Source organism: Duganella qianjiadongensis (genome assembly GCF_009857915.1).
Lineage (GTDB): Bacteria > Pseudomonadota > Gammaproteobacteria > Burkholderiales > Burkholderiaceae_D > Rugamonas > Rugamonas qianjiadongensis.
Genome location: NZ_WWCM01000007.1, coordinates 46,604 through 72,762 on the forward strand (window position 1 = coordinate 46,604; position 26,159 = coordinate 72,762).

Consider the following 26,159-nt stretch of genomic DNA (forward strand, 5'->3'; position numbering starts at 1 on the left):
CGGCTGTTGTTGTCTCTGCGCCTGTCGCTCTCTCCCCATGAAGATGACTTTGCACTCGCTGTGGCTGTGCGCGGCGCTGGCCTGCTGCACGCTGACGGCATCGGCCCAGATGCAGCCGCTGAGCGAAGCGGAGCTGTCCAGCATGCACGGGCAGGGTATCGTCGCGATGACCAATACCAGTCTGAATGGCTTTGATTTCAGCAAAGTGTCGCTCGATGCCGACATCGCGCTGAGCGCCAATCTGCGCAATGTGCGGCTCGGTGAATACACTTACGCAGCGCGCAACGGCAGCGGCGCCGATCTCGATATCGCGCTGCTGCAGTTCGGCCGCAGCGATGGCAGCGAGGCGCAGCGTCTGGTACACATTGCCAACCCCTATTTCGAATTCGTCTACCGCAACGCGGCTGACGGCGCCTCGCGTGAAGCGATCGGCATGCGCTTCGGCTTTGACGCCATCAGCGGCGACATCGGTATGAAAATTAACACCCTGTCCGGCTCGATGGCCGTGACGGGGATTGCTGCCGACGGCAGCACCGTGCAGCTGGATTCGCGCACTGATCCCATGGGCGGCAAACGCTGGGACGGTTCCTGCACGGCGCCCTGTCTGACGCTGGCGCAGGTGGGCGGCGTGACAGCGGGCGATGCCAGCGGGCCTAGCCGCGACTTCTGGGTGTCGCTGCTCAAGACCGGCGTGCAGTTCCCCACCACCAATGGCGCGCCCGCAACGGATGCCGCGCAGGCCGGCGTGTGGCTGAACTGGCGCGACAAGCTGCAGGCGATCAACACCAGCGGGCTGGTGCCTGCCAATCTGCCCAAGGGCCGTTGATGCGCCGCGCGTTCGTCACCTTCGCGACCCTGCTGGCCTGCATGCCGGCGCTGGCGCTGGAACCGCTGAACGATGCCGCACTGTCGGCCGTGCGCGGGCGCGACGGCGTGAGTTTCGATCTGAACGGATTTGCCATGAGCGGCGATGCGCGGGTCAGCTACACCACACCGATAGGCAGCACGCTGTATGTGGAAAAATTCAGCGCATCGCGCAGCGATAATCCGCTGCCGTTTTCCGATCCGTATAAGCTCGACATCGTGCCCGGCGCAGCCGGACTAGCCGATGTGGTGACGATCGCTTTCCCGCAGAATAGCTATGCCCAGCAGCGCTGGCAGATGGCCTATGACTGGGGCATTACGGCCGATGGCGTGACGCGCGAACAGAGCAGTGTGGTGATCAAGGATCTGGTGCTGTATGGCGGCGGCCTGCAGTTCACCACGCCGCAGATCAATGACGGCGTGGCTTTCGGTGCCGCGCTGCGCATGGATATCGGCCAGTTGTCGCTGCGCCCCCGTGGCCGCACCGACGAGACGCAAGCCATGGTGTGGAACGGCATACACGTGGGCGCGGTGGATGGCAGCGGCATGTTTACCAATACGCCGTGGATGCTGGCCAACGTGGCGTCGCAGCCGGCCGTGATCAATGCGCTCAGCGATGAGACGGGGCCGCGGTTGCACATCGGCATCGACTGGCCCGATAGCCGCTACGGCAGCGGCGTGGCGCCGGCAGGCGGCATTGTGGTCGATAATATTTCCTTTGTCAGCGCCGGCCAGCCAACGGTGGATCTGGGATCGTCGCGCATAGGCTCGATCCAGATCCAGTACCTCGATATCAAGTTCAAACACTGATGGCCAGCCAGCAGCTCTTCCTGTCCCGACTCTGCCAGGCTGCATGGTCAGCGCGCCGCGCTGCTGCCGTGGCGGCGCTGCTGCTGGCCGCAGGCAGCGCCAGCGCGGGCGCCTTGCGCGTGCTGGACGATCAGGAACTGGCTCAGGTCAGCGCGCAGGACGGCATCAGCTTTGCCGCCCATATTTCGCTCAATGATCCCACGCTGGTGGGCGCTGTCAGCGATAGCCGTCTGTCGCTGGGCTTCAATGGCGACGGGCAGAATCGCTACATCGTGTTCAAGAACGTGCGCGGCAAGGTGGACATGTTCGCCGTCAGCCTGGGCGTGCAGACCCGCAGCGACGGCGGCGGCGACTACATTGCCATCGGCCTGCCCGGTTTTGTGCGCTATACCAATCTCGGTTTCGAATCGCTCAGCGTGCAGAACGATCCGAGCGCGCCGGTTACCGGCAATCTGGGCAGCCTGAATATCAATGGCACGGTATCGCTGCAAGGGCAGGTGCGCCTGTGGTCGCACTGATCGTTGCCTAGTCGCGTGCGGCGCCCAGCCAGATCAGGAAAGCCGTGAGGGGGAAAGCCAGCCCGGTCCACAGCACGCCTTGCCAGCCATGCTGGGCAAACATCCATGCACCGAGTGAAGAACCGAGCGCACCGCCGAGGAAGAAGATGGCGATGTACAGGCCATTGAGGCGGCTGCGGGTTTCGGCGGCGAGGGCAAACAGGGCGCGCTGGCCCGTCACCAGATTGGCCGAGACGCCCATGTCGAGCACGATGGAGGCGATCACCAGCACGGCCAGTTCCAGCAGGCGGCTGCCGTGTAGCAGCAAGGGCAGCGCAAACGCGGCGATACCGAGCAGCAGCGCGGCGGCCGTGGTGCTATGGCTCTTGCCCTGATCGGCACGCCGTCCCGCGATGGGCGAAGCGATAGCGCCGGCTACACCGACCAGCGCGAAGATCGCCACGCCGGTCTGGCTGAGCTGGAAGCGCGGCCCTGTCAGTTCCAGTGAAACGCAAGTCCAGAACAGGCTGAAGGCGCCGAACATGCAGGCCTGATAGGCGGCGCGGCGGCGCAGCACCGGCGTGTCGCGCAGCAGATGCCAGAGCGAGCCCAGTAGCGCAAAGTAGTGCAGGCCCGCATGAGGCTGGCGCTGCGGCAGGCGCTGGCGCAGCAGCAGGGCCAGTGCCAGCGTGGCGACGGCGGACAGGATGAAGATGGCATGCCAGCCCAGCGCATCGGCGACCAGACTGGCGATAGGACGCGCCAGCATGATGCCCATCAGCAGGCCGCTCATCACCGTGCCCACCGTCTGGCCGCGCGTTTCGGGACGCGATAGGTGCGCCGCGAACGGCACCAGTATCTGGGCTGCGACGGCGGTCAGGCCGATGCAGAAGGCGGCGAACAGAAACAGGCTGGCGCTGCTGGTGCTGGCCGCCGCCAGCAGGGCAGCAGCACAGGCCAGCAGAGCGAGGCAGATCAGGCGGCGGTTTTCCAGCAGGTCGCCCAGCGGCACCACAAACAGCAGGCCAAGGCAGTAGCCGATCTGGGTCAGCGTGACGATCAGGCCGGCAGCACTGGCGGCCAGCCCTGTGGCCTGGCTGATGGGGCCGATCAGCGTCTGGGCGTAGTACAGATTGGCGACGATCAGACCGGTAGCGCTGGCGAGCAGCCAGACCATGCCGGCGGAAATGTCTTGCTGGGCGTGAGACTGGCTCATTGCACCTCCTACAGTTAGCAGGCGGCAATTTTACCGGCGATCACAAAATGCTGCTGAGCGCGGGTTAATTCCGGTAGCGCTGCCACAGCCAGTAGAGTGCGCTTGCTGTCAGGCAGGCCGCACTGCAGTCGACCGCCCAGTCGCTGACGGTGCCGTGGCGGTAGGGGAAGAAGCTCTGGATGGTTTCGTCCAGTGCGCCCATGGCGGCGATGGTGAGTACGGCTTTGACGGCACGCTGGCGCGGCAGGCCGCTGCTGCCGGTGAAGATCAGGAAAGTCAGGCCGGCATAGGCTAGGCTATGCAGGATCAGGCCGGAAGCAAGCTGGCCGATATCCTGCCGCGCGCCCGGTAGCGAGCCCAGTATCAGGATCAGCAGATAGAGCGTGATGGCGGTCCAGTAACGCAGGCGGCCGTAGGTGTCGGTGAGAAGTAGAAGTTTCAGCATGGGCCGGAAGATAGCATGGCTGCCGGAAAAACACAGCACGCAAAAAAGAAAGTGCGCCTGCAAGCCGGCGCACTGTACTTCCGTCATGCCTATCGTGTGCATGTACCGAAGATGTGTTCAGTATAGGCAGCGATTGTGACGCCGTGATGACGGGGCACAAAGCGAAAAGATAAAAAAAAGCCCGCTAATGAAAGCGGGCTTAAAACTATTTTCTTGGAGGAGAATAGTGGAGACAGGTGAGATTATGGGTGTGGCGCAGATATTTGTCTAATTGTCGTTTCCGATATCAGACATGCGATTTTTTTATATCTCAATCATGGACGGGCACGGTGTAGTTGAGTGCCAGGCGGCCGCCGTCCACATACAGGGTCTGCCCCGTCATATAGCTGGCATCGTCGCTGGCGAGGAAGGCGGCAATCGAAGCCACTTCTTCCGGCTCGCCGCAGCGTCCCATCGGGGTGCGCGACAGAATGGTGTGGCGCGCTTCGGGGCTGGCCATGACCGCCTGTTTGGCCAGTTCGGTCAGGATGGTGCCGGGGCCTATGCCGTTGACGCGGATGCCATGGCTGACCAGATTGAGCGACATTACCTTGGTCAGCTGGTTGATGGCGCCTTTCGATACTACGTAGGGCACCTGATTGGGGATGGCCAGTTCGGCGTTCACGCTGGACATATTGATGATGCAGCCGCTGTGCTGCTTGACCATTTCGCGCGCTACGGCCTGGCCGCACAGGAACATGGATTTCAGGTTGATGCGCAGCACGCGGTCGAAGTCTTCCTCGCACACGTCGAGGAAATTGGCAGCGTGGGTGACGCCGGCGTTGTTGATCAGGATGTCGATGCGGCCGAAAGCGGCCAGCGTGGCGGCGACCATGGCGTCGACATCGGCCTTCTGGCTGACGTCGGCAGCAAAGAAGCGGGCCCGTTCGCCCAGCGCGGCGGCCGCCGCAGCGCCCTCCGGTTTGATATCGACCAGCATGACGCTGGCGCCTTCGCTGATCAGGCGCTGCGCGCAGGCCAGCCCGATGCCTTGCGTAGCGCCGGTGACGATGGCGACTTTCTGGCTTAATTTCATGGTGAAGTCCCGAGGTGATAGAAGGGTAAATTCTATCAGCCCCGCTATCCGTTCCGTTACCGGCTAGGTTAACCTCGCGCCGGCTGATACTGCCGTGCCGGCCAGACTGCAGATGCAGCAGTTCGGCCTGGGTGGCGCGGATTTCGTTACAATAGAGGGTTTGCAACAGAATAAGAGGGCTGGGCCGTGACTTTCATCAATAAATTATCCGCCGCTTGGACGGCTAACGACTCGCTGCTGTGCGTGGGTCTTGATCCCGATCTGGCCAAGTTGCCCGCCCAGTTCCAGCAGGACCCGCAGGGGATCTACCACTTCTGCCGCGAAATCATCGATGCGACGGCCGATCTGGCCTGTTCTTTCAAGCCGCAGATCGCCTATTTTGCCGCGCTGCGCGCGGAAGCCCAGCTGGAACAGATCTGCGCCTATGTGCGTGCGAACTATCCGCACATTCCCCTGATCCTCGACGCCAAGCGCGGCGACATCGGCGCCACGGCGCAGCAGTATGCACGCGAAGCCTACGACCGCTACGGTGCCGACGCCGTGACCGTCAACCCCTACATGGGCTCGGACTCGGTCGATCCGTATATGGACTGGGCTGACCGCGGCGTGATCATCCTGTGCCGCACCTCGAATGCGGGCGGCTCCGATCTGCAGTTCCTCAACGTCGATGGCAAGCCGCTGTACCAGCATGTGGCCCAGCTGGTGGCGCAGAAGTGGAACCGCAACGGCCAGTGCGCGCTGGTGGTAGGCGCCACCTTCCCGGAAGAACTGGCGCAGGTGCGCGCCATCGTGGGCGATATGCCGCTGCTGGTGCCGGGCATAGGCGCGCAGGGCGGCGACATCGCTGCGACCGTAAAATCGGGCCGTACGGCCAATGGCACGGGCATGATGATCAACTCCTCGCGCGCCATCCTGTATGCGCCGCAGCAGGCCGGGGAAGACTTCGCCGCTGCCGCGCGCCGCGTGGCACAGGAAACCCGCGACGCCATCAACCAGTACCGCGCTTAATACAGCCCCAGTGACAGCAGCAGGCGCCCGCTACAGTGATTGTGGCGGGCGTTGTTCTATCTGCTGTATGGCGCTGTGTAGGGCGGCTTCCGTCGCCGTTAGCGCTACTGCCACCTATAGCCAGCCCCACGCTGCCAATTTTTAATCGCCATCTAAAAATTACAGCGCAACAGGCAGCATTTCCAGTACCTCGTTAATTGCCACCACTATCGAATGCGGATCATCTACTTCGATATTGTGATGCGTGTTAGGCACGACGCGATGTCGTCCACGCGTCGATAACGCCGTGGTCTGGTCATGCAAGGCCAGCAGCACATATTGGTCCTCCTGCGGGAAGGGAGATTCCATGTCCACCAGGCCGTGACTTAAGACTATCAGCGGTAAATTGCCGAGGGCATTTTTCTTGCCAAATATTCGGCTGTATTGTGCATCAAGCGCTGGATTATTCGCGATAACGCAGTTCAGCGCTTCCGATGCCTGGGCGGCCTGATACACATATCGCACCTGTAGCGTCTGGCGATGCTGAGCGATCAAAGATCCCAAAGGCTGCCGCACAGGATCGGTGCACTGTTTATACAGATCCGAAAGAGGATCGAGGTCCTGCTTTTTGGCCGCGTCCACGCAGACTTGGAAGTGGGCGAGCCAGGCTGACGGGCCATTTTCTTCCGCATACATTTTATTAAAGGTAGCGGCGCCGAATTTCGCAGTGACCACCGGGCGGGCCCGCTCCAGTTCTAACTCTTCCGTGGGATCAACTAGAACCACACCTGCCACTTCGGATGGGTAGGTGGCCGCAAACAGCTTCATATTAAAGCCACCCAGGGAGTGTCCTACCAACACAACAGGGCTATGGATGCCTGCTGCCTTCATCAGATTACGTAAATCTTCGACTACGTTGAACGGTGTACTGGGGCGAGCGGACGGATCGCTATATCCCATGCCGGCGCGGTCATAGGTGCAGGCGCGTGTGCGGCTGGCGATTTGCGGCTGCACCAGGGCCCATATGCTCGACCAATCGCTGAGACCGGCGTCAAAAATTACCGTTGTCGCTCCTTCGCCACGGCAATACAAGTGCATTTTTCTGCCGCCACCCACATCCAGCAGCGTGTGGGGGCGGACGAAGTCCTGGGCTATTTCCGGCGCGAGTTCGACGACTGTGGCGGGTTCGGCTCGGACAAACGGGGATAACAATAACAGGCCTAAGGCCGTACTACACAATGCAGCTTTGGAGAAAATCATATGGGCTTTCTTCGGCGTTGTATGAACCGATTAATGCTATTGATGAGGGAAACCGCCTGGATAAATCAATGCCACGTCAGCTCGATATAATTTTGCTTATCTCCATGAACTGCATGCATGGGACTCGTACGGCGGCGCCTGGCTGGAGCGAGCGCCGGCCGTTTATGGCTTTACGAACTTGAGCGTCATGCGGTCGCTCTCGCCGATGGCCAGGTACTTGTCGCGCTCAACTGCGCCGTTAGTCAGGGTGGGCGGCAGCGCCCACACACCGCCTTGGTGGTCGGCCTTGTCCTGAGGATTGGCGTTGATCTCGGATTTGCCGACCAGCCTGAAGCCGGCGCTCTCGGCCATCCGGATCACATACGATTCGTGGACGTAGCCGCTGGTGGCGCTGGCATCCTGCGGCATGGCTTCCGGCAGGCGGTGGTCAGTCACGCCCAGCATGCCGCCGGGCTTCAGGCTGGTGTAGAGCGCCTTGAACATGTCCTTGACCTTATCGTCGCCCAGCTCGACGAAGTTGTGCACGTTGCGGAAGGTGAGCACCATGTCGACGCTGTTTGCCGGGGCAAAATTGTAGATGGCCTTGGGCGGACTGAAGGCGCCCCGCACAACCTTGTCATAGACCGCAGGGTTGGACTCCAGCAAGGTTTTGGAGATGAGGCCGGCGCTGATCAGCTTGCCATCCTGACGCAGATAGGGTGCCAGAATCTCGGTGTACCAGCCGCCTTCCGGCAGCAGTTCGACCACCGTCATGGTGGGCTTGATGCCGAAGAAAGTGAGCGTTTCGTAAGGATGGCGCCAGCTATCGCGCGCCACGTTGGTGCCACTCCGGTGCTTGCCTGCAATGGCCGTGCGCAGCTGGGCATCGTCGGCCACATCGGCGGCCTGCGCGAGGCCGGCTAGGCTGCAGGCCAGCAAGCCGGCGGCCAGGATGAAGCTCTTCATTGTGTCGTCTCCAGGATCGATGGCAGCGGCTCCATGCCGTGCGCCCGGCCATCATCGATCATGCCCTACTTGTCGTCAAGTTAATATTTCCGTGCGCGAGCCTACTGCCGACCGGCCGGGCACATCGCGGCACCATTTATCGGAGTAATGGCCGCCAGCGGCGCGGAGGCGTGCTTTAGGCAGGCGGCATGTGATCCAGGGGGCTCCATAAAAATCCAGCCCGGCATCCCTGAAGACGGGTGCCGGCAGGATGCCGCGCTCACTCCGCCGGAATATATCTAAGGTGGCCGGCAATCAAAGCCGCACTACCAGCTGGCCTGTCCTTGGGGTGTAGCGCGCCTTCGTTGACGGGAACCAGCTCAAAGTCAAACGGGCTGATCCCCTCCAGGCATGCCACATTGACCCCATACTGCTCGGGCTGGGAACGGCGCTGATGATGCGTGTAGATGCCGCATTTCGAGCAAAAATAATGCCGCGCCTGCCCGGTGTTGAACTGGTATAGCACCAGTGCATCCTGTCCTGCGGTGAAGTGTATGTCCGCCAGATTTGCCGACACGGCAACTGCTCCCCGCATGCGGCAATATGAGCAGTTGCAGCGCCGGGCGGTGTGCAATCCATCGGTGAGCCTGACGCGAAATTTTACCGTGCCGCAATGGCAGGCAGCGTCAATTTCCTTGATATCCTTGTTCAACATTTTGCTGGGTTCCTGCTGTTCTAAAGTTGCCATGGGCCTGCTGGGAGCGCTGCAGGCCTGCGTGCCCACCGCTTGCCGGACCGGCTGCCAAACATCAGCCTCAGCATAGCAGTAGCGCGGTGGGGAAAAGCTCTCCGATAGTCACGCTGTTACGGGCAGTAAGCAGGCAGTGAGCAGGCAGTGAGCAGGCAGACTGGCAGACGCGTGATCTGTACATTTTAGTGGGCCGGGGCGACGAGTTCCGCGTACTCGTACAGTTCGGCCAGTATCTGCTCGCTACGCTCATCGGCTTCCTGCTGCAGATGGTCGATCTCGCCGAAGAACTGGTCGATGCTGCGTACGCCGCCGGCGCCCTCGTAGAAGCGGGCGGCGCGGTGCTGCTCCCAGTGTTCCATTTCCGTTTCCGACAGCGTCTCCGGGAAATTGCGCGCGCGGTAGCGGAACAGCAGTTCGCTCAGGCGCCCATCGCTGAACGCTGGCGCAGCCGCCGCCAGCCGGGCCGGGCTTTCTTTGCGCAGGCTGTCGAGCAGGCGGCGGTCATCCTTGCTGACGAAACCGTTGTAGAGGTCTTCATCCACATCGAGCGGGGCAGCGGCAGGGCGGTAGAACACGTCCTGCCAGATCGCGTCCATATTCGGCCCCGCGGCGGCCAGTGCGGCGTTGGCCTTGCCCTGTTCCAGATCGAGCCCCCACTTGGCGGCCATGACTGGCGACAGCGTCTTCAGATTCGCTACCAGCATCGGCGATTTATTCAGGTGCACGCTCTTGACGGGCAGACGCGTCATCCCTTCCGGCATGGCGTCGCTGCGCGTGAAGATGCGGGTGCGGATGGTGTCGGCATCGAGCGCGAACAGTTCGCGCGGATCATGAGCGCAGTCCCACACGATCAGTTCGTTCTTGTTGGTGGGATGGGATGCCAGCGGATACACCAGCGCCAGACAGCCCCGCTCTGCGGGGAACATGCCCGACACGTGCAGGAAGGGCTGGCGCAGGGCCGGTGCCAGATGCAGGCCCACTTCATCGGCCACGCGGTCTTTTTTGTGCAGGGCCAGGCAGAAATCGAACAGCTTGGGCTGGTGCTGGCGGATCAGGCGGGCCAGCGCAATGGTGGCGCGCACGTCGGACAGCGCATCGTGCGCCGCTTCGTGTACCAGACCATTGGCACGCGCCAGATCTTCCAGCTTGAAACTGGGCTTGCCGTCTTCTTTGGTGGGCCAGACGATGCCTTCGGGGCGCAGCGCATAGGTCATGCGCACTACGTCGAGCAGGTCCCAGCGGCCGCACTGGTTCTGCCATTCGCGCGCATACGGATCGATCAGATTGCGCCAGAACATGAAGCGGGTAATCTCGTCGTCGAAGCGGATGGTGTTGTAGCCCACCCCTATGGTGCCGGGCTGGGAAAACGCCTGCTCGATGGTGGCGGCGAATTGGTATTCGGGCACGCCCCACTCCAGACACTGCTGCGGCGTGATGCCGGTAATCAGACAGGATTGCGGATCGGGCAGAAAATCATTGGCCGGTTTGCAGTACAACATGATCGGATCGCCGATTTCGTTGAGGGCCGCATCGGTGCGGATGGCGGCGAACTGGGCTGGCCGGTCGCGGCGCGTATTGGCGCCGAAGGTTTCGTAGTCGTGCCAGAGAAAAGTTGTTATGCTCATAGGGTACGGTCAAGTTATTCATTATTCTGCCGATCATGACAGGATATCCCTCTGCAGGAGGCAGATCATGGCAACTCCATTATCGGCAACTCAGGGCGGCACGGCGACCGCCTCCAATGTTCCTGTTACAGCCCCAGACGGCAGCCAGCCGCCACGCACGGCCAGCGCCAGGGCGCAGCTGAACCAGTCTATCGTACAGGCGTCGCTCACGGTAGCGCTGAATTCTGCCAACGAGCCGCTGTCGGTGGTGCTGAAAACGGCACTAACCGGCATTAACGAGGCGCTCAAGGACGATTTCGGCGACAACGCTATCCAGAACGCCGTGGCGCAGGATAATACGCCGGAAGGCACGGCGAGCCGCATTGTAGCGCTGTCCACCGCGTTTTACGATGCTTTCAAACAGCAGCACCCGGGCGAGGACGGCGGCGCCGTGCTCGACAAGTTCATGGCCACGCTGAAACGGGGCGTGGATCAGGGCTTCAAAGAGGCGCGCGCTGTGCTGGACGGCTTGAAAGTGCTGCATGGCGACGTTGCCAGCAACATCGACAAGACCTACGATCTGGTACAGCAAGGCTATGCCGACTTCGCCGCCGCACAGCGGGCGCAGCCAGCATCGGCGGCCGGTTCAGCTTCCAATTCCGCGCCTTAGGCTGCCGGCACGGCAGGTAGCGGCGTCGCTACTTCATGCTGGGCCACACAGTTGCGGCCCTGCGCCTTGGCGCGGTATAGCGCGGCGTCGGCGTTGGCGATCAGAGTCTGCTCGTCCTCGCCCGCCTGCAGGCTGGCGACGCCGAACGAGGCGGTGATGTGCGGCAGCGGCTGGCGCATATCGGCAAACACCTGCGCCTGACGCATGCGCTCGCACAGGCGCTCGGCCACAGCTACGGCGACTTTTTCGCTGGTGTCGGGCAGCAGCACCATCATTTCCTCGCCACCGTAGCGGACCGCGAAGTCGGTCGGGCGCAGCGCGCTGCCCAGCACACTGGCGGCAGTGCGCAGGGCCTGATCGCCGGCCAGATGGCCGTGCGTATCATTGAAGCGCTTGAAGTGGTCGAGATCGATCATGATCAGGGCCAGCGGCGCATGCGAACCCTGTGCCGTCGCCACCATGGTGGGCAGCAGGTCGTTGAGCCAGGAACGGTTGTACAGGTCGGTCAGGCCGTCGATCATGGACAGCTGGCGGTAGAACTCGCCCAGCTTCTGGCGCCGCCGCAGCTGCGCATTGGCGGCGCGGATGCGGAATGACAGCAGGCGCAGCAGATTGCGCGCCAGTACATGCGATTCGTCGATCAACTGCCATACCAGTTCCGCATTGATCATCAGCACATCGGTTTCTTCCAGCGCCGTGATGGCATTCAGATTGGCCTCCTCGTCCAGCACCGCCTGTTCGCCCACACTTTCGCCCGGCAGTATCTTGCTGATGGTGCCATCGGCCATGCCGGTACGGGTGTCGGTGGCCACGGCCAGCGCACCGCGCAGCACGATATACAGGTGGGCGATCTGCGATTCGGCGATGTGTTCATCAGCGGCCAGCCGCATGATGGGGCAGGGGGCCAGCAGTCTGGCCATGGCCTCAGCGTCGGTGGAATTGCGCAGCAGCTGCAGATCGCTGATCTGGTAGGACGATGCGCCGAAGGTGCTGATGTGTTTCAATGTGGTCTTTCAGGATGCTAGTTGAGTCGCCCGATTATCATAGCTGAACTGCCTGTCAGCCTGTGTAAATTTTGTTCAGTAAGTTGTTGCATGATCTATCGGGCGGTGCTCCAATACCGCCTTTAAGCTTAGGGAAAGCCCGCCATGGAATGGACAGACGCAGTGGGAACCGTGCATCGTGCTGCGGCCGATGCGCGCATCGTGTCGCTGGTACCTTCGATTACGGAAATGCTGTGCGACTTCGGGCTGGCTGGCCAGCTGGTGGGACGCACCGGCTTCTGCATCCACCCCAGCGAAATCGTGCAGGATATTGCCAAGGTGGGCGGCACCAAGGATGTCAATATCGACAAGATCCGCAAGCTGGCACCTACCCATCTGGTGGTGAATATCGATGAAAACGAAAAGCCCACGGTCGAACAGCTGGCCGAATTCATTCCCCATGTGGTGGTGACGCATCCGGTGGCGCCGCGCGACAATCTGGCGCTGGCCCGTCTGCTCGGTGGCGTGTTCTGCCGCGAGCAGGAGGCGGCAGCATGGTGTGCCGATTTCGAAGCGGAATATGCGCGCCTGCGCGCCATGCCGCCAGCGGCTGCGCGCACGGTGCTGTACTGCATCTGGCAGGACCCGTGGATGACGGTATCGGGCGATACCTATATTGCCCGCATGCTGGCCGAAATCGGCTGGCAGCTGCCGGCTCAGTTGCAGGGCTATGCCATCCGCTATCCGGAATTTAGCTGGGCGCCGGAATTGCTGGCGCAGATCGATGGCGTGCTGCTGTCGAGCGAACCGTATCGATTCACGCAAGCGCATGCAGCTGTGCTGGCACAGCAGATCGGCAAGCCGGTGCAACTGGTGGATGGGGAGATGCTGTCGTGGTATGGCAGCAGAGCGCTGCAGGGTTTGCGCTATTTGCAGGAGCTAGCAGGGCGCTAGCTCCGTGGTGAAGCCGGCTTATTCGACGTCGGCTTCGATGGCTACGCCGTTGTGACGTTTATCCTGCAGACGACCCAGCGCGCTATCGACCGCGCGTTTGAGTTTTTCGGCAGCACCGCCGATGGCCTGATGCAGGGTGGCAGCGTGGTCGCTGACAGCGATCGGTGGCAGACCCGTGACGCGGGCTTCCAGCATGCAGCGGTTGTCGCCGTCGGCCGATTTCTGGACCAGATTGTCGCTCAGATGCACTTCGACGCGATTGATTTGTTCGCCGAATCGTTGGAGCGCATTCTTCACGACAGTTTGTACGTGCTCATCGAGACCGGCATGACGTTCGATGGTTTTGTCGGCATGGATAATGATTTGCATATGCTTGCTCCTTGTTGTTGAACTGCGATTTCATCTTACTCCTTTTTTGCTCAGGCGGGCGCCTGGCTGCGCTCAGATGGGCTTAGGTAAGACTTAAGCAGGACGGTCTAGCCGTTAATCAGCGAGGCACCGATATTGATCGACAGACCCAGCACGGCAAGGTTGTAGAAGAAGCACAGCACCGACTGGCACAGCACGACTTTACGCAGTGCGCGGCTATGCACGCTCACATCGGCGGTCTGCGCGGCCACGCAGATGGTGAACGAGAAGTAGAGAAAATCCCAGTAGTTGGGTGTCAGATTCTGCTCGGGGAACTGCAGTACCGGCTGCGCTGCCTCACTGCCGCTGCGATTGATGTAAAACAGATGGGCATAGTGCGAGCAGTACATGGTGCCTATCATGAACCACGATCCCGTCAGCGTCAGTACCACGAAGCCGTAGTGGTAGGCCATGGCGGCCGCTGGCAGATTTTTCAGTACCGACAACTGAGACACGATGGCGGCCAGACTGGCCAGTATCAGCAGCGACAGCATGGCGAGGATGACCGGTCCTTTTTCATCCTGCCGGCAGGCCGTGCGGCGGATGTCGTGATGGTCGGCGCGCGCCATCATCAGCGCCATCATCGCCAGATAGCTCCACACCGTGACATTCCATGCCGTCAGCAAACAGGTCAGCAGCGGCCAGCTGGCCGGCAGCAGCAGACCGGTGGCTATGCCCAGCCCCAGTGCAGCGCTCAGGTGCGGACGGGTGTGGAGGATGCCCGGCAGCGGTAGTCTCATGATCTCTCCTCGTGCGGGAAACGGTCCATACGCGACAGGACAGGGAATAGCACGCTCCACAGCCCCGTCACCACCAGCGTGGCGGCGCCGCCGAACAGCACGGCGCGGGTCAGGCCCATCCAGCCGGCGGTCAGGCCCGATTCGAATTCGCCCAGCTCATTGGAGGCGCCGATGAAGACGGAGTTGACGGCACTGACGCGGCCGCGGATGGCATCCGGCGTTTCGTACTGAACCAGCAGGTGGCGCACGTACACGCTGATCATATCGCCAGCGCCCATCAGGAACAGTGCGGCCAGCGCGACGACGAAGGTGGTAGTGGAGCCCAGCACCAGCGTGCAGACGCCGAACACGGCCACGCCGCCCAGCATCCACGCCCCCACGCGGCGCGTGATGGGGAAGAAGGTCAGCGTGATCGAGCAGACGGCGGCGCCTATGCCGGGCGCGGTGCGCAGCATGCCCAGACCGGTGGGCCCCACATGCAGCACATCATGCGCCAGTGCGGGCAGCAGGGCCGTGGCGCCGCCGAACAGCACGGCAAACAGGTCGAGCGAAATGGCGCCCAGGATCACCGGCCTGGACCAGACGAAGCGCAGGCCTTCCAGTACGGTGTGCCAGGTGGCCGGTTCGCGGTGACTGGCCTGCGGCGCCGGTCTGGTCAGGCACATCAGCAGCACGGCGGCCAGCAGCAAGCCTGATGAAATCAGATAAACCGTTTTCGGCCCGGCCAGATACAGCAGACCGCCCAGTGTAGGGCCGAGTATGATGGCCAGATGGAAGCTGGAAGAACTCAGTGCCACGGCCTTGCTGAAGCTCTCCGGCGGCACCAGATTGACCAGCATGGCCTGCGTAGCGGGGCCCATGAAAGCACGCGCGCTACCGAACAATACCAGCACGGCGAAGACCGGCCACACCGTGCTCAGGCCCGCCAGTGTAAAGGCCAGTAGCAGCAGACCGCACAGCAGCTGCGCGGCCAGTGCCAGCGCCACCAGATTGCGCCGGTTGTAGCGGTCGGCCGCATGGCCGGCCAGCAGTATCAGCAGCAGGAATGGGGCAAACTGGGCCAGTCCGATCAGGCCCAGATCGAACAGATCGTGCGTCATGGCATACACCTGCCAGCCGATGGCGACATTCTGCATCTGCACGGCCAGTGTGCCCAGCGTGCGGGCCGACAGGTAGAAGGCGAAATTGCGGTGGCGCAGAACGCTGAAACCGTTGCGCGATGTGGTGCTGCCGTTGTTACTGGCGGAAGTGGAGCTACTGTCTGACATGGGCGCTTTCAGGGCGCCGCGCCGGATGGCGCGGCATCCGTGACGGCGCCCGCTAGGGGGATAACTTAAGGCTGGTTGAGGTCTGCTTCGCTGGTGAAGGCATCGGCGTAGAACTCGTCTTCCGGTAACTGGCAGCGGGCGACAAAATCACGCTTGGCCGATTCCACCACGATAGGCGCGCCGCAGGCGTACACCTGATGGCCGGACAGGTCGGGCAGATCGGCCATCACGGCCGCATGCACGTAGCCGCTGCGGCCTTGCCAGCCATCTTCGGGCTGGGCGTCGGAGACCACCGGCACATAGCGGAAGTTAGGCAGCGTGGCTTGCCACTGGCGGCACAGCGCATCCATATACAGATCCTGCGGACGGCGGCCGCCCCAGTACAGCGTCATGGCGCGCTGCGAGCCCTGGGCCTGCAGATGTTCGACGATGGCCTTGATAGGCGCAAAGCCCGTGCCGGAAGCCAGCAGCACCATCGGTTTCTCGCTATCTTCGCGCACGAAGAAGGTGCCGAGCGGACCTTCGAAGCGCAGGATGTCGCGTTCCTTCATGGTAGAAAACACCTGATCGGTGAACACGCCGCCCGGCATGTGGCGGATGTGCAGACTCAGTGGCTGGTTCTGGTCCGGCGCCGTGGCCAGACTGTAGCTGCGGCGTTTGCCGTCGCGCAGCAGGAATTCGATGTACTGGCCGGCGCGGAATTTCAGCGTTTCGTTGGCCGGCAGTTGCAGCGTCATCACCACCACGTCCGGCGCCACGCGCTCCAGCGTGGCCACGCGCGACGGCATCTTGCGCAGCGGGTAGTCTTCGCTACCGGCCACTTCGCGCGCTTCGATCACCAGATCGCTGTGCGCGGTGGCGCAGCAGAACAGCGACATGCCGGCTGCCGCTTCTTGCGGCGGCAGGGCGCGTTCCTGATAGGCTTTATGACTGACCGTGCCGCTGATGACCTTGCCCTTGCACGAACTGCAGGCGCCGTTCTTGCAGCCATACGGCAGGCCGATGCCGGCCCGCACCGCGGCGGCCAGAATGGTTTCGTCTTCCTCGCAGCTGAATTGGTGGCCGCTAGGCTGTACAGTAACTTGAAACGTCATACAATCCTTCGATGAATAAAATCTCACTACAAAAAAATCGTCGGCAAACATTCCGTCGCCCGCGCCTGCTGATCATCGGCTGCGGCGATGTAGGCATGCGCATGCTGCCGCTGCTGACGCCGCATTTCCGCGTGTTTGCCGTCACCAGCCAGCCGGCCCGCTGTGCCGAACTGCGTGCACTGGGTGCGCAGCCGGTCGTTGCCGATCTGGACCAGCCGGCCAGTCTGCGCCGCCTGCGTGGCCTGGCCCATACGGTACTGCATCTGGCGCCACCCGCTGCGCAAGGTGTGCAGGATGTGCGTACGCGCCACCTGTGCGCCATTTTACCTGAGCGGGCGCAAGTGGTTTATGTCAGCACCACCGGCGTCTACGGCGATTGCGGCGGCGCCCGCTTCGATGAAACCCGCCCCGTGGCGCCATCGACGCCGCGCGCCCGGCGCCGGGTCGATGCGGAACAGGTGCTGCGCCAGTGGGCGCTGCACGCGAATGGCAAACTGGCCATCCTGCGCGTACCCGGTATCTATGCGGCAGAGCGGCTGCCGCTGGCCCGACTGCAGGCCGCTACGCCGGCCCTCAGCGCGGACGAGGATGTGCACACCAACCATATCCATGCTGATGATCTGGCGCGCATTGTGGTGGCGGCACTGTTCCGTGCCCGTCCGCAGCGCATCTATCATGCGGTCGATGATAGTGCCATGAAAATGGGCGAGTATTTCGATGCCGTGGCCGATGCCTGTGCGCTGCCCCGGCCGCCGCGCCTGCCCCGTGCCGAACTGCGTCAGGTGGTAACGCCGGCGCTGCTGTCGTTCATGTCGGAATCGCGCCAGCTGGACAACCGCCGCCTGCGGCGCGAGCTAGGTGTGCGGCTGCGCTATCCGACGGTGCAGGCCTTTCTGCAGCAGGTCGGCCGGCGCGCCTGACGCGGCGCCAGCGCAGCTGCTGGTCGTGGTATCAGGGTTAGCGCTTGCGCTGCTGCTGCACGCGCTGCTGCTGTTTTTTCTGCGTCTGGTTTCTATCCTGCTTGGCCTTGTAGAGGGCCTTGGCGTCGATGCGGGCCTGCTCGGGCGTACGCATTTCTTCAACATCATCATGTTTGACGAAGTAATCATTGGCCTGGGCATCCATCACCAGCTTGATGGCGGCGGCGTCGTCGAGCTCGTACATTTCGTAGAGCAGGGTGGTTACTTCATCGAGGAATTCTTCGTAGGTCATGGCGATGTAAAAACTTGTAAAGATAGCTAGCCGGAACGCGCATTGCTGCGCATATCAGGCTATGTTGTGTCAAAATAACAACCTCAATTGGCTGTCGAACATCAAATTCGACCCACATCATACGGCATTCCTAACCATGCCGGACTTGGGCAGTTCAGCTCGCTTTACAAAAATTTATACCTTTTCTTACAACAGATGAATACCTAACATAAGTTTTAGGGGTAAAATCTCTCAAAATCTCACGAAACGAAGTGGTCTGTTAGAGGATCGCTAACGAAAACGTGTATTATTTCGATATGGCACTAAAAATCAGCATAAATTTCTGAAATTCGTAGTGCTACATCGGTAATAGAGCAAAAATTTTTTTTACCCATGTGTCGTTTTTTAACTAAGAGCGACCCCAATTATTGAAAAAATCATCATGTCTCTCAAAGAAATCACTTCCTCGCCGACCTACAATCCCAATCGCGTGCTGGACGCTATCATCGAGAAACTGCAACTGAAAAATGATGCAGCCCTGTCCCGCGCACTGGAAGTCGCTCCGCCGGTCATCAGCAAGATCCGTCACAACACCCTGCCTATCGGCGCCACCATCCTGATCCGCATGCACGAGATCAGCGATTTCAGCATCCGCGAACTGCGCGAACTGATGGCGGCCTGATCCGGGCGAATAGCGGATACGACAACGGCGCGCACCTTCCGGTTACGCGCCGTTGTTATTTGTAGCGCTGCCTGAAATCAGGCAGAGGTGCTGATCGTCGTGCCTATGCGCTGGCCACTGGTATTGACGGTGGGCGCTACTGCTGCCTGAGGGGGCGGCGGCGGCGGCGGCGGTGCCGCCTGTTTGACCTGCTCGGCTGGCTTATCGACGGCTTTACCGGCCGTCGAAGGCTTCAGCTGGGTAGGCTGGATCTGCACGCTCGAAGATTGTACTGCTGGCTGGACGGCCATGACGGACTCCCAGAGTTGTTCGGATACCGTTAGTATGCCACTTTTTTGGGCAGAATGCCAAAAAATTTCCATCCAGCATTATTTATCTTCAGGCTGGCTGCGGCAGACGTGGCCTTACCGTGAACAGGCCGCTGCCGGCGCTCTGGCTGATCGCTGCATTGCCCGACGCAGCGGAATAGGCACTGCGCTGGCCCGCTGCCGAGTAAGCGGTCTGCGCTGCCACCGCGGAATAGGCGGTGCGGGCGGCGGCAGCCGAATAGGCGGTGCCAGCCGCAACGGCCGAGTAGGCGGTCTGTTGCGCCACAGCCGAATAGGCGCTGCCTTTGGCCTGCTGTTCGCCCGCGCCCAGCAGCAGCGGATAGGCCGTGCCGAAAGTCTCTTCATACAGCTGCTGCATGCGTACGCCCAGCCGTTCGTGCGCCGCCAGATCATCCTCGCCGCGCAGGCCGATGTAAGGGAAGTGGTGCAGGAAGTGGCCAAACACGGCCTGACAGTCCTCGGCGTATTTGAGCGTATCGAGGATGTGGTAATGCCAGAAGGTATCGACATCGACCAGCGGGGCGGCCTGTTCCTGCGGGAAGGTCTTCATCAGATACAGGAAGCGGCGATATTCGCGCTCCACGGCGTTGGCATGTTCCAGCGTCCATCCTTCGCCGGATTCCTTGTGCATGAGTTTGACTTTAATCGGTTCCAGATCGAGCGCGTCGATGTCTTTCATTGGCTGCATCCTTTGCATTAGTTGGGCAAAATTAAGAGAAAACTGCTGGAGCAGAAGCAATTCTGTCCGCTAAGCAAAAGCTCTCTTTGATATTGCGCAAACTTACTCAGCAATTTCCGAATTTCGTGCCGGAATCTGCCTAGGTGTGCAGGAATAATCCGGTTGCCACATCCCGCTCATGCACTGGCATCGGCGGTCATTCTGGTGCTGGCATGGATCGCCTCCAGCGAAGGCGGTGCCACATAGTCCACCGGTACGGAAATCGACACCGTGGTGCCGGCGTGATGACCGGCGGTAATGGTGCACTGGCCGCCTAGCAGGTGGATGCGCTCTTCCATGCCTACCAGCCCGAAGGAACCGACTTTGTTGCGGCTGCCTTCGCCCATGCCGATGCCGTTATCGCTGATGGTCATATTCAGCATGCCGTTGCTGTGGCGTAGCTCCACCCTGACCAGACTGGCGCGCGCGTGCTGCATGATGTTGCTGAGCGATTCCTGCAGAATGCGGAAGATGGCGGTGGCGCAATGATCATCGATCTGGATGTCGCTCTGCTGTTCTATCAGTTCGCACACGATGCCCGAGCGCTGGCGGAACTGGGCGATCTGCCATTCCACTGCGGGTGTCAGGCCCAGATCGAGCACGGTGGGGCGCAGGTCATTGATGATGTGGCGCACGCTTTTGATGGTGCTGTCGATTTGCGCCAGCGTGTGGCAGGCGCGCGCGTGCAGGCGCGGATGGCGCAAACGGGTACGGGTGGCCAGCATATCCGTCTCGATGCGCAGGGCCAGCAGATTCTGCCCCAGATCGTCATGAATTTCGCGGGCTATGCGTTTGCGTTCCTGTTCCTTGATCTGGTCGGTGTGGGCGCCCAACTGGCGCAGGGTGTGGTGCGATTGCTGCAGGCGGTCCTGGCTGTCGCGCAATTCCTGCGTCATCGAGCGTGCCATTTCGATGGCGCGCCGGCGCGACGAGGCCAGCGTATGGAACAGCAGATAGATCAGCAGGGCGCCGATAAAGCCGCAGGCCATGGCCAGCCATGGCAGGAAGGCATCGAAGCGCGACAGCCAGATGGCGCTGGACGCGCTGAATTCGGCATTCCAGGTGCGCCCGTTGAAGTCGAGCGGCAGGGTGACGCTGAAATTACGCCCATCGCGCCGGTCTGCATTCAGCGTGCCCAGATTGTCGAACAGCAGGGTAGGCGCTGACTGGCTGCCGTCGCTATTTCTGCCATCGTCAAACAGACGCAGGTGGACTTCCTGCAACTGGTTGCCTTCCATGGCGCCCTGCACTAGACGGGGCACGCTGAAGCCTATGCCCACCGAGCCTAGATAAGCAGCACGGCGCTGCGCCACGTCGTCGAGCGGCATGTCCTTGCGGTAGATGGGCATGCGTAGAGCAAGCGCCCAGCCTTGCGCATGGCGGGTATTTTCGATCGGCATGCCGGTGGTCATCATCTGGCCCGTGTCGCGCGCCAGGTCCAGCGCCGCCGCTGCGCTGGCGCGTACACCGATATCAAGACCTATGCGATCGCGGAAGCTGGCGGTCGGTTCTATCATGGTCAGCACGGTGTAGGACTCGCGCTGGCCCGGCGGACGGATAATAAAACCGGGATAGCCTTCACTCTGGCCATCGCCGCTGCCGCGGCTCCAGCGCTCGAAGGCGGGGCGCTGCGCTGCGCTGATGGCCTGGGCGTAGTTGATATTGTCGAGCGCGGGGAACTGCTTCTGCAGCATCAGACTGCTGACATAGCGGTGAAAGCCGGCCCGGTCGATGCGCTCGCTGGCCGCCAGAAAACTAGCCGTTCCACGTAGCACGTCGCTGTAGGAGCCGAGCCGTGCGTTAATGCTGTAGCGGGCATTGAAAGCGCGCTGGGTGAAGCGGCCGTAGGCGTCGTGTTCGATGGTGTGGCGTACCAGTACCTGCAGGCAGGTGCCGACCAGCATGGACAGCAGGATGCCGGTCCATCAGACGGGGCGATCCAGTTCGAACCAGTTTTGTTGACGGAACAGGGAGGACATAGTTCAGCTCGCTTGGTATGGTGCAGCTAACTATAGCGGAACTGATTTATGGTTACTTGATAAATTTTGCCTGTTTGATATTTGTCCAGAACAAAGTGTTGTCGCCGGAATGAAAAAGGCCGGCAACTCCGCGCGGAGTGGCCGGCCTCGAAACTGAAGTCCAGGTCTAGAAGCGTCTAGAACGGTCTAGAACGGTCTAACGCGCGCCAGTTCTTAAACTACTCTGCTAGCGTGGTATTACTTGGCGCTCCAGTTATCTTTCAGCGTGACGATGCGGTTGAACACCGGCTTGCCCGGCTGGCTGTCGACGCGGTCGGCGACGAAATAACCATGGCGCTCGAACTGGTAGCGCTGGTCCGGTAGGGCGGCGCTCATGCCCGGTTCCAGATAGGCGGTGACCACTTCCTTGGCGTTCGGGTTGAGCAGGGCGATGAAGTCCTTGCCACCAGCGTCAGGCTGGGCATCGGTGAACAGGCGGTCGTACAGGCGCACTTCGGCCTGCAGCGCGCTGGCGGTCGAGACCCAGTGGATATTGCCTTTGACTTTGTAGTTGTCCGAACCGGGCGTGCCCGATTTCGAATCGGGGAAATAGTTGACGTGGACGGCGATGACTTTGCCGTTTTCATCCTTGTCGTAGCCCGTGCATTCGGTCACGTAGCCGTGGCGCAGACGTACGCGCGAGCCCGGCTTGTCGTCTATCGGCGGGTAGTAGCGGAAATAGCCTTTGCTCGGCACTTCCATGAAGTCTTCTTCTTCTATCCACAGTTCGCGCGAGATGGGGAAGGTGCGCACGCCCATTTCCGCATGGTGCGGGTGCACCGGCGAGCTGCATTCCTCCGTCTGGCCTTCAGGGTAGTTGTCGATGATCAGCTTCAACGGACGCAGTACGGCCGTAGCGCGCGGTGCTTTCGGGTCCAGATCTTCGCGCACGCAGCCTTCCAGCGTGCTCATGTCGATCCAGCCGTCGGCCTTGGTCACGCCTATGCGGTCGCAGAACAGGTGGATGGCTTCCGGCGTGTAGCCGCGGCGGCGCAGGCCGACGATGGTGGGCATGCGCGGGTCGTCCCAGCCGTCGACGATGTTTTCTTCCACCAGCTGGCGCAGCTTGCGCTTGCTGGTTACCACATAGGTCAGGTTGAGACGCGAGAATTCGTACTGGCGTGGTACGGGCAGCTTGAAGAAGCCGCCTTTCGACAGGGTTTCCAGCAGCCAGTCGTAGAACGGACGGTGATCCTGGAATTCCAGCGTGCAGATGGAATGGGTGATGTTTTCCAGCGCATCCGAGATCGGATGGGTGTAGTCGTACATCGGGTAGATGCACCAGGCATCGCCCGTGCGCACGTGGTGCGCATGGCGGATGCGGTAGATGGCCGGATCGCGCATATTCATGTTGGGCGCAGCCATGGCATCTTCGCTGATCTTGGCGCGCAGAATGTGCTCGCCGTCAGCGTATTTTCCGGCCTTCATGTCGCGGAACAGTTGCAGCGATTCGGCCGCCGGACGGTTGCGGAACGGCGAATTCTTGCCCGGCGTGCTGAAGTTGCCGCGGTTGGCGGCCATGTCTTCGGCCGACTGGCTGTCCACATAGGCGTAGCCCTGCTCGATCAGGTATTCGGCCATGGCGTACAGCTGGTCGAAGTAGTCGCTGGCGTAGTGCAGGTGGTGGTCGGTGCCGCCCTGGGCATTCGGGTAGTCGTAGTTAAAGCCCAGCCATTTCACGCTGTCGATGATGGTGTCGACGTATTCCTGTTCTTCCTTGGCCGGATTGGTGTCGTCGAAACGCAGGTTGCAGCGGCCCTGATAGTCGCGTGCCAGACCGAAGTTCAGGCAGATCGACTTGGCGTGGCCCACGTGCAGATAGCCGTTCGGCTCGGGGGGGAAGCGGGTAATGACGCTAGGCATGCCTTCGCGTACATGGGTGCCGGCCGCCAGATCGGATTCGACGATGGCGCGCAGGAAATTCGAAGGCAGCGCTGGCGCTGGGCTGTTTTTATCGTTGCTCATCTTGTTAGGTAACCAGTAGGACTTATGTCGCTTGGAAAAAGTTCGTATGGCAGGCATTCTACCGTATCCCCACCTTACCCTGAGTGGAAATGCTGGCAAACAGCGGGCCGGGCCTGATCTGGCTGCGCCGGACGGGTATAATTCGCCTTTACCTTTTCCGGCCACAAGACGCGGAGTTTCCAAAATGGAAAATTATTACAACACACTGGGTATCGCGCCTAACGCCAGCGAAGATGAGATTAAAAAGGTGTATCGCTCTCTGGCGATGCGCTTCCACCCGGACCGTAATCAGGCGCCCGGCGCGGAAGCCCGCTTCAAGAGCATCACCAAAGCCTACGAGATCCTGTCCGATCCCGCCAAGCGCGAAGAATATAACCAGAGTCTGAATCACCGCATCATCATCGATGCGGAGGCAGAAGCCTATCAGCTGTGGCGCTCCGTGTTCAATCTGCACGGCACCCAGCTGCCGCCGGCCTGATGGCGCGGCGCCTGACCTACAAGAAAAAGAAAGAACTAGCAATGAGAAAAGTACACCCGGAGTTCGCCTATCAGTCGCGCGAACTGGAAGGCCAGATCGAGGGCATACTGGGCGATCCGCCCGATCGCAAGAACTACCAGCGCATGATCGATGCGCTGGTGGAAGAATATGCCAGCGGCGGCGGTATCGAAGATGTCAACATGCTGGCCTTCGCGCTGGTCGATCATCTGGAATTCAAGGACCCGAAAGGCCTGCTGGCCGAAGCCGCGGATTACGAGTTCGGCGATGCCGGCCGGGTGTTTGCCATGGCCAGCTGCAAGGGCGAGGCAGCCGCGCGCATGTACGCGGCGCTGGAGGAAAATATGCCGGAACTGGGCCGTCAGGCCATTATCACGGCCTTCCTGCACCTCAATCCGCGCAAGTGGGATGATGATGACCAGTCGCTGGAGCAACTGTCGGCCAACGATGACGGCGATGATGTCGACGACGAAGATCAGGCCAGCGACGATTTCGCCCAGATGTTCGATCAGGATGGAGATTAAGCATGAGTGACAATAGCAATCTGCCGGCGCTGAGCAAGCAGGTAACCGAGCTGGTACTGGCCGGTTCCCTCGAACACGCCGAAGAAGCCTTTGCCGAAGCGGCCGATCAGTTTGGCGATCTGGCCGTGGTGGAGGTGCTCAACAACATTCCGCCGCAGGTCACGGCGCTGCATATGGCGGGCTTTGACGGCGGCAAGATGTCGCTGGCTACGCTGCTAGTGCCGCCCAAGGCCTGGGCCGATAGTCTGGCCTTTATCGCTGCGACCTGGCAGGACGACCTGATCGAGGATGATCCCGAGCGTATCGCCGAATCGCTGTTCGCCCACATCCACGGCGTGGTGTTTTCGACCGATGACGAAGAGCGCCGCAACGAACTGCTGGCCGCTGCTTCGGCCACCGATCACGGTGCGACTGCGTTCGCCATCCTGTTCTCGATGGCGCCGAAAGAGATACTGGAAGTGGCTGGCGAGATCATCTCTAAAGGTCCTTACCTGACTGGCCAGACCTCGTCCGACAACGACGTGGTGCCACTGGCCATTGCGCTGGCGCAGGCTTCGGAAGATGGCTGGGACCGCGCGCTGTTCGAGCTGTTCCCGGAATTCCGCCACAGCGCCGATCTGGCCGATGCCGAATACGACGATGATCCCGATGCCGAACCAAGCATCTTGCAGCGTTCCACCCGCGAGCTGCTATACCGCTTGCGCAAGCAGGTGCCGTCCACGCGCAGCGCAGCCAAGCCCGGTTCGCGCCGCAGCATGGGCACCAAGATCTTCTCCTAAAGGTTGTTATGCTGCCTGCATTAGTCATAGAACGTTTGCCGCGCCTGACGCGCGCCATCCAGCAACTGGCCAGCCATCCGGACGACGACGCGGCCTACGCGCTGGCCGACGAGCTGACCGGCATCACCGCCATGGTGGCCGAGAAGTTCACCAACGACCGCACTGCCGAAGGCATACAGAAAGCCCTGCTGCTGACGGTGGGCGGGGTGTCGCTGGGGCTCGATCACGTGCTTGGCGACGCCAGCGATCTGGCCGGTCTGGAATACCTGATCGAACATGGCGCCGAGCATGCCTTCCAGCAGGGCTTCCGGCTGGTCAAGGAACTCTCGGCCATGCCGCAGGATGCGCTGGTGGGCGAGTACGATACCGATCCGCTGTATGCGGCGCGGCGGCTGCGCGACCTGTTCGTGGAATTGTGCCAGACCGATCCCAACCAGAACTGGAACGGCATGGAGCGCTATCAGCTCATGCTCAGGCAGCGCAAGGAAGTGCAGGCCGTGGTGCGGCTGGCTAACTGGCTGCGCCGCCACAATAGCGAAGGCGCCGTCAGCGATACGGAGCTGAATGCGGAAGGGGTGATTGCGCTGGCCGTGATCTTTGCCGTGGAAGGCGGCGGCCGTATCGTCGCCCGCACGGGGCAGAAGGAGTTCGAGCGTTTCGTCAAATCCGTGCGCAAGAATAAACCCGACTTCGAGCAGGGCTGGGCCGAGCTGCTGGCCGCGGTGCCGGTGCAGCACCATCCGGTGCTGGTCGAGCGCATCGATAGCTATCGCCGTTCCTGCAGCGTGCTGCAAAACATCCCCGGCCGCACGGCCATGAAAACCCTGTTCGCCGAGCTGGAAAACTATGCCGGCTCCGAACTGGACGCCGACTACGCCTAAGCCTGAGCGTTGTTGCGCACCGTGGC

At 61.3% G+C, this 26,159-nt stretch carries 29 protein-coding genes; 12 read left to right on the plus strand and 17 right to left on the minus strand.

The window, feature by feature from the left end:
- Positions 1 to 37: 37 nt before the first annotated feature.
- Genes GTP27_RS11575 through GTP27_RS11585 form a run of 3 tightly spaced genes read left to right on the plus strand, consistent with a single transcriptional unit; the run spans position 38 to position 2,192 of the window.
- Positions 38 to 826 (plus strand): hypothetical protein, encoded by a 789-nt coding sequence (locus GTP27_RS11575; RefSeq protein WP_161039344.1) that lies wholly within the window; start codon positions 38 to 40, stop codon positions 824 to 826.
- Positions 826 to 1,674, plus strand: coding sequence for a hypothetical protein (locus GTP27_RS11580; protein ID WP_161039345.1), 849 nt, complete (start codon positions 826 to 828; stop codon positions 1,672 to 1,674). Before GTP27_RS11575 ends, GTP27_RS11580 begins: the two co-directional genes overlap by 1 nt.
- Positions 1,674 to 2,192: a hypothetical protein gene (locus GTP27_RS11585; protein ID WP_229633750.1), complete on the plus strand. Its 519-nt coding sequence runs from the start codon at positions 1,674 to 1,676 to the stop codon at positions 2,190 to 2,192. The genes GTP27_RS11580 and GTP27_RS11585 overlap by 1 nt, the downstream gene beginning before the upstream one ends.
- Positions 2,193 to 2,199: 7 nt before the next feature.
- On the opposite strand, the gene GTP27_RS11590 is transcribed toward GTP27_RS11585, so the two are convergent.
- The 3 genes from GTP27_RS11590 to GTP27_RS11600 all read right to left on the minus strand — a co-directional run bounded on the left by GTP27_RS11590 (position 2,200) and on the right by GTP27_RS11600 (position 4,907).
- Positions 2,200 to 3,387, minus strand: a complete 1,188-nt coding sequence (locus GTP27_RS11590) for an MFS transporter (RefSeq protein WP_229633752.1) — start codon at positions 3,385 to 3,387, stop codon at positions 2,200 to 2,202.
- A 64-nt stretch (positions 3,388 to 3,451) separates the two neighbouring features.
- Complete coding sequence (locus GTP27_RS11595) at positions 3,452 to 3,919, minus strand: VanZ family protein (protein WP_229633753.1); 468 nt, start codon at positions 3,917 to 3,919, stop codon at positions 3,452 to 3,454.
- 223 nt (positions 3,920 to 4,142) lie between these two features.
- On the minus strand, positions 4,143 to 4,907 hold the full coding sequence (locus tag GTP27_RS11600; protein WP_161039346.1) for an SDR family NAD(P)-dependent oxidoreductase: 765 nt from the start codon (positions 4,905 to 4,907) through the stop codon (positions 4,143 to 4,145).
- 186 nt (positions 4,908 to 5,093) lie between these two features.
- On the opposite strand from GTP27_RS11600, the gene pyrF reads away from it, so the two are divergent.
- Positions 5,094 to 5,915 carry an orotidine-5'-phosphate decarboxylase gene (gene pyrF, locus GTP27_RS11605; RefSeq protein ID WP_161039347.1) on the plus strand — a complete coding sequence of 274 codons (822 nt, stop codon included), beginning with the start codon at positions 5,094 to 5,096 and terminating at the stop codon, positions 5,913 to 5,915.
- Between the two features lie 159 nt (positions 5,916 to 6,074).
- On the opposite strand, the gene GTP27_RS11610 is transcribed toward pyrF, so the two are convergent.
- The 4 genes from GTP27_RS11610 to sbcB all read right to left on the minus strand — a co-directional run bounded on the left by GTP27_RS11610 (position 6,075) and on the right by sbcB (position 10,454).
- Entirely contained in the window at positions 6,075 to 7,154 is a 1,080-nt protein-coding gene (locus GTP27_RS11610; RefSeq protein ID WP_161039348.1) for an alpha/beta fold hydrolase, read from the minus strand.
- A gap of 162 nt (positions 7,155 to 7,316) precedes the next feature.
- A complete protein-coding gene (locus GTP27_RS11615; protein ID WP_161039349.1) occupies positions 7,317 to 8,099 on the minus strand; it encodes a class I SAM-dependent methyltransferase in 783 nt (260 codons plus the stop codon).
- Positions 8,100 to 8,358: 259 nt separating this feature from the next.
- Positions 8,359 to 8,826 carry a GFA family protein gene (locus tag GTP27_RS11620; RefSeq protein WP_229633754.1) on the minus strand — a complete coding sequence of 156 codons (468 nt, stop codon included), beginning with the start codon at positions 8,824 to 8,826 and terminating at the stop codon, positions 8,359 to 8,361.
- Between the two features lie 185 nt (positions 8,827 to 9,011).
- On the minus strand, positions 9,012 to 10,454 hold the full coding sequence (gene sbcB / locus GTP27_RS11625) for an exodeoxyribonuclease I (protein ID WP_161039350.1): 1,443 nt from the start codon (positions 10,452 to 10,454) through the stop codon (positions 9,012 to 9,014).
- A gap of 67 nt (positions 10,455 to 10,521) precedes the next feature.
- On the opposite strand from sbcB, the gene GTP27_RS11630 reads away from it, so the two are divergent.
- Positions 10,522 to 11,103 (plus strand): DUF5610 domain-containing protein, encoded by a 582-nt coding sequence (locus tag GTP27_RS11630; protein WP_161039351.1) that lies wholly within the window; start codon positions 10,522 to 10,524, stop codon positions 11,101 to 11,103.
- Here the strand turns inward: GTP27_RS11630 and GTP27_RS11635 are convergent.
- On the minus strand, positions 11,100 to 12,107 hold the full coding sequence (locus tag GTP27_RS11635; RefSeq protein ID WP_161039352.1) for a GGDEF domain-containing protein: 1,008 nt from the start codon (positions 12,105 to 12,107) through the stop codon (positions 11,100 to 11,102). The two genes, GTP27_RS11630 and GTP27_RS11635, sit on opposite strands and share 4 nt — an antisense overlap.
- A gap of 144 nt (positions 12,108 to 12,251) precedes the next feature.
- Between GTP27_RS11635 and GTP27_RS11640 the strand changes: the two genes are divergently transcribed.
- Entirely contained in the window at positions 12,252 to 13,040 is a 789-nt protein-coding gene (locus GTP27_RS11640; protein WP_161039353.1) for a helical backbone metal receptor, read from the plus strand.
- Positions 13,041 to 13,058: 18 nt separating this feature from the next.
- Here the strand turns inward: GTP27_RS11640 and GTP27_RS11645 are convergent, their stop codons facing one another.
- The 4 genes from GTP27_RS11645 to GTP27_RS11660 form a co-directional block, all read right to left on the minus strand.
- Positions 13,059 to 13,409, minus strand: a complete 351-nt coding sequence (locus GTP27_RS11645; RefSeq protein WP_161039354.1) for an HPF/RaiA family ribosome-associated protein — start codon at positions 13,407 to 13,409, stop codon at positions 13,059 to 13,061.
- 107 nt (positions 13,410 to 13,516) lie between these two features.
- Positions 13,517 to 14,188: a DUF1345 domain-containing protein gene (locus GTP27_RS11650; RefSeq protein WP_161039355.1), complete on the minus strand. Its 672-nt coding sequence runs from the start codon at positions 14,186 to 14,188 to the stop codon at positions 13,517 to 13,519.
- Complete coding sequence (locus GTP27_RS11655) at positions 14,185 to 15,456, minus strand: MFS transporter (RefSeq protein WP_161039356.1); 1,272 nt, start codon at positions 15,454 to 15,456, stop codon at positions 14,185 to 14,187. Before GTP27_RS11655 ends, GTP27_RS11650 begins: the two co-directional genes overlap by 4 nt.
- A 65-nt stretch (positions 15,457 to 15,521) precedes the next feature.
- On the minus strand, positions 15,522 to 16,550 hold the full coding sequence (locus GTP27_RS11660; RefSeq protein ID WP_161039357.1) for a CDP-6-deoxy-delta-3,4-glucoseen reductase: 1,029 nt from the start codon (positions 16,548 to 16,550) through the stop codon (positions 15,522 to 15,524).
- An 11-nt stretch (positions 16,551 to 16,561) separates the two neighbouring features.
- Here GTP27_RS11660 and GTP27_RS11665 point away from each other — a divergent pair, with 11 nt between their 5' ends.
- Positions 16,562 to 17,470: an SDR family oxidoreductase gene (locus GTP27_RS11665; RefSeq protein ID WP_161039358.1), complete on the plus strand. Its 909-nt coding sequence runs from the start codon at positions 16,562 to 16,564 to the stop codon at positions 17,468 to 17,470.
- A 37-nt stretch (positions 17,471 to 17,507) separates the two neighbouring features.
- On the opposite strand, the gene GTP27_RS11670 is transcribed toward GTP27_RS11665, so the two are convergent.
- On the minus strand, positions 17,508 to 17,762 hold the full coding sequence (locus GTP27_RS11670) for a hypothetical protein (protein ID WP_161039359.1): 255 nt from the start codon (positions 17,760 to 17,762) through the stop codon (positions 17,508 to 17,510).
- Between the two features lie 421 nt (positions 17,763 to 18,183).
- Here GTP27_RS11670 and GTP27_RS11675 point away from each other — a divergent pair, with 421 nt between their 5' ends.
- Positions 18,184 to 18,423 (plus strand): hypothetical protein, encoded by a 240-nt coding sequence (locus GTP27_RS11675; RefSeq protein WP_155434577.1) that lies wholly within the window; start codon positions 18,184 to 18,186, stop codon positions 18,421 to 18,423.
- A 77-nt stretch (positions 18,424 to 18,500) separates the two neighbouring features.
- Here GTP27_RS11675 and GTP27_RS11680 read toward each other — a convergent pair whose 3' ends face one another.
- From GTP27_RS11680 to GTP27_RS11695, 4 genes are all read right to left on the minus strand, one after another.
- The gene (locus tag GTP27_RS11680) at positions 18,501 to 18,713 is read right to left on the minus strand and encodes a hypothetical protein (protein WP_161039360.1); all 213 of its coding nucleotides are present in this window, start codon (positions 18,711 to 18,713) and stop codon (positions 18,501 to 18,503) included.
- An 88-nt stretch (positions 18,714 to 18,801) separates the two neighbouring features.
- Complete coding sequence (locus GTP27_RS11685; RefSeq protein WP_161039361.1) at positions 18,802 to 19,431, minus strand: glycine-rich domain-containing protein; 630 nt, start codon at positions 19,429 to 19,431, stop codon at positions 18,802 to 18,804.
- A 176-nt stretch (positions 19,432 to 19,607) separates the two neighbouring features.
- Positions 19,608 to 21,374 carry a CHASE domain-containing protein gene (locus GTP27_RS11690; RefSeq protein ID WP_161039362.1) on the minus strand — a complete coding sequence of 589 codons (1,767 nt, stop codon included), beginning with the start codon at positions 21,372 to 21,374 and terminating at the stop codon, positions 19,608 to 19,610.
- Positions 21,375 to 21,686: 312 nt separating this feature from the next.
- On the minus strand, positions 21,687 to 23,453 hold the full coding sequence (locus GTP27_RS11695; protein ID WP_161039363.1) for a glutamine--tRNA ligase/YqeY domain fusion protein: 1,767 nt from the start codon (positions 23,451 to 23,453) through the stop codon (positions 21,687 to 21,689).
- Between the two features lie 184 nt (positions 23,454 to 23,637).
- Here GTP27_RS11695 and GTP27_RS11700 point away from each other — a divergent pair, with 184 nt between their 5' ends.
- The 4 genes from GTP27_RS11700 to GTP27_RS11715 are packed head-to-tail and all read left to right on the plus strand — an operon-like array spanning position 23,638 to position 26,133.
- A complete protein-coding gene (locus tag GTP27_RS11700; RefSeq protein WP_155434582.1) occupies positions 23,638 to 23,931 on the plus strand; it encodes a DnaJ domain-containing protein in 294 nt (97 codons plus the stop codon).
- Between the two features lie 41 nt (positions 23,932 to 23,972).
- Positions 23,973 to 24,473: a hypothetical protein gene (locus GTP27_RS11705; RefSeq protein WP_161039364.1), complete on the plus strand. Its 501-nt coding sequence runs from the start codon at positions 23,973 to 23,975 to the stop codon at positions 24,471 to 24,473.
- Between the two features lie 2 nt (positions 24,474 to 24,475).
- Complete coding sequence (locus tag GTP27_RS11710; protein ID WP_161036607.1) at positions 24,476 to 25,252, plus strand: hypothetical protein; 777 nt, start codon at positions 24,476 to 24,478, stop codon at positions 25,250 to 25,252.
- A gap of 8 nt (positions 25,253 to 25,260) precedes the next feature.
- Positions 25,261 to 26,133 (plus strand): hypothetical protein, encoded by an 873-nt coding sequence (locus GTP27_RS11715; RefSeq protein WP_161039365.1) that lies wholly within the window; start codon positions 25,261 to 25,263, stop codon positions 26,131 to 26,133.
- Positions 26,134 to 26,159: the final 26 nt, after the last annotated feature.

What these genes read in the sequence shown, in the direction of transcription:
- GTP27_RS11690 (WP_161039362.1), bottom strand. Translation starts at nt 21,374, where the DNA reads ATGCTGGTCGGCACCTGCCTGCAGGTACTGGTACGCCACACCATCGAA.
- GTP27_RS11595 (WP_229633753.1), bottom strand. Translation starts at nt 3,919, where the DNA reads ATGACGGAAGTACAGTGCGCCGGCTTGCAGGCGCACTTTCTTTTTTGC.
- sbcB (WP_161039350.1), bottom strand. Translation starts at nt 10,454, where the DNA reads ATGAGCATAACAACTTTTCTCTGGCACGACTACGAAACCTTCGGCGCC.
- GTP27_RS11610 (WP_161039348.1), bottom strand. Translation starts at nt 7,154, where the DNA reads ATGATTTTCTCCAAAGCTGCATTGTGTAGTACGGCCTTAGGCCTGTTA.
- GTP27_RS11700 (WP_155434582.1), top strand. Translation starts at nt 23,638, where the DNA reads ATGGAAAATTATTACAACACACTGGGTATCGCGCCTAACGCCAGCGAA.
- GTP27_RS11615 (WP_161039349.1), bottom strand. Translation starts at nt 8,099, where the DNA reads ATGAAGAGCTTCATCCTGGCCGCCGGCTTGCTGGCCTGCAGCCTAGCC.
- GTP27_RS11650 (WP_161039355.1), bottom strand. Translation starts at nt 14,188, where the DNA reads ATGAGACTACCGCTGCCGGGCATCCTCCACACCCGTCCGCACCTGAGC.
- GTP27_RS11620 (WP_229633754.1), bottom strand. Translation starts at nt 8,826, where the DNA reads ATGGCAACTTTAGAACAGCAGGAACCCAGCAAAATGTTGAACAAGGAT.
- GTP27_RS11575 (WP_161039344.1), top strand. Translation starts at nt 38, where the DNA reads ATGAAGATGACTTTGCACTCGCTGTGGCTGTGCGCGGCGCTGGCCTGC.
- GTP27_RS11600 (WP_161039346.1), bottom strand. Translation starts at nt 4,907, where the DNA reads ATGAAATTAAGCCAGAAAGTCGCCATCGTCACCGGCGCTACGCAAGGC.
- GTP27_RS11630 (WP_161039351.1), top strand. Translation starts at nt 10,522, where the DNA reads ATGGCAACTCCATTATCGGCAACTCAGGGCGGCACGGCGACCGCCTCC.
- GTP27_RS11590 (WP_229633752.1), bottom strand. Translation starts at nt 3,387, where the DNA reads ATGAGCCAGTCTCACGCCCAGCAAGACATTTCCGCCGGCATGGTCTGG.
- GTP27_RS11655 (WP_161039356.1), bottom strand. Translation starts at nt 15,456, where the DNA reads ATGTCAGACAGTAGCTCCACTTCCGCCAGTAACAACGGCAGCACCACA.
- GTP27_RS11710 (WP_161036607.1), top strand. Translation starts at nt 24,476, where the DNA reads ATGAGTGACAATAGCAATCTGCCGGCGCTGAGCAAGCAGGTAACCGAG.
- GTP27_RS11640 (WP_161039353.1), top strand. Translation starts at nt 12,252, where the DNA reads ATGGAATGGACAGACGCAGTGGGAACCGTGCATCGTGCTGCGGCCGAT.
- GTP27_RS11660 (WP_161039357.1), bottom strand. Translation starts at nt 16,550, where the DNA reads ATGACGTTTCAAGTTACTGTACAGCCTAGCGGCCACCAATTCAGCTGC.
- GTP27_RS11715 (WP_161039365.1), top strand. Translation starts at nt 25,261, where the DNA reads ATGCTGCCTGCATTAGTCATAGAACGTTTGCCGCGCCTGACGCGCGCC.
- GTP27_RS11670 (WP_161039359.1), bottom strand. Translation starts at nt 17,762, where the DNA reads ATGACCTACGAAGAATTCCTCGATGAAGTAACCACCCTGCTCTACGAA.
- GTP27_RS11680 (WP_161039360.1), bottom strand. Translation starts at nt 18,713, where the DNA reads ATGGCCGTCCAGCCAGCAGTACAATCTTCGAGCGTGCAGATCCAGCCT.
- GTP27_RS11585 (WP_229633750.1), top strand. Translation starts at nt 1,674, where the DNA reads ATGGCCAGCCAGCAGCTCTTCCTGTCCCGACTCTGCCAGGCTGCATGG.
- GTP27_RS11695 (WP_161039363.1), bottom strand. Translation starts at nt 23,453, where the DNA reads ATGAGCAACGATAAAAACAGCCCAGCGCCAGCGCTGCCTTCGAATTTC.
- GTP27_RS11665 (WP_161039358.1), top strand. Translation starts at nt 16,562, where the DNA reads ATGAATAAAATCTCACTACAAAAAAATCGTCGGCAAACATTCCGTCGC.
- GTP27_RS11705 (WP_161039364.1), top strand. Translation starts at nt 23,973, where the DNA reads ATGAGAAAAGTACACCCGGAGTTCGCCTATCAGTCGCGCGAACTGGAA.
- GTP27_RS11645 (WP_161039354.1), bottom strand. Translation starts at nt 13,409, where the DNA reads ATGCAAATCATTATCCATGCCGACAAAACCATCGAACGTCATGCCGGT.
- GTP27_RS11580 (WP_161039345.1), top strand. Translation starts at nt 826, where the DNA reads ATGCGCCGCGCGTTCGTCACCTTCGCGACCCTGCTGGCCTGCATGCCG.
- GTP27_RS11675 (WP_155434577.1), top strand. Translation starts at nt 18,184, where the DNA reads ATGTCTCTCAAAGAAATCACTTCCTCGCCGACCTACAATCCCAATCGC.
- GTP27_RS11685 (WP_161039361.1), bottom strand. Translation starts at nt 19,431, where the DNA reads ATGAAAGACATCGACGCGCTCGATCTGGAACCGATTAAAGTCAAACTC.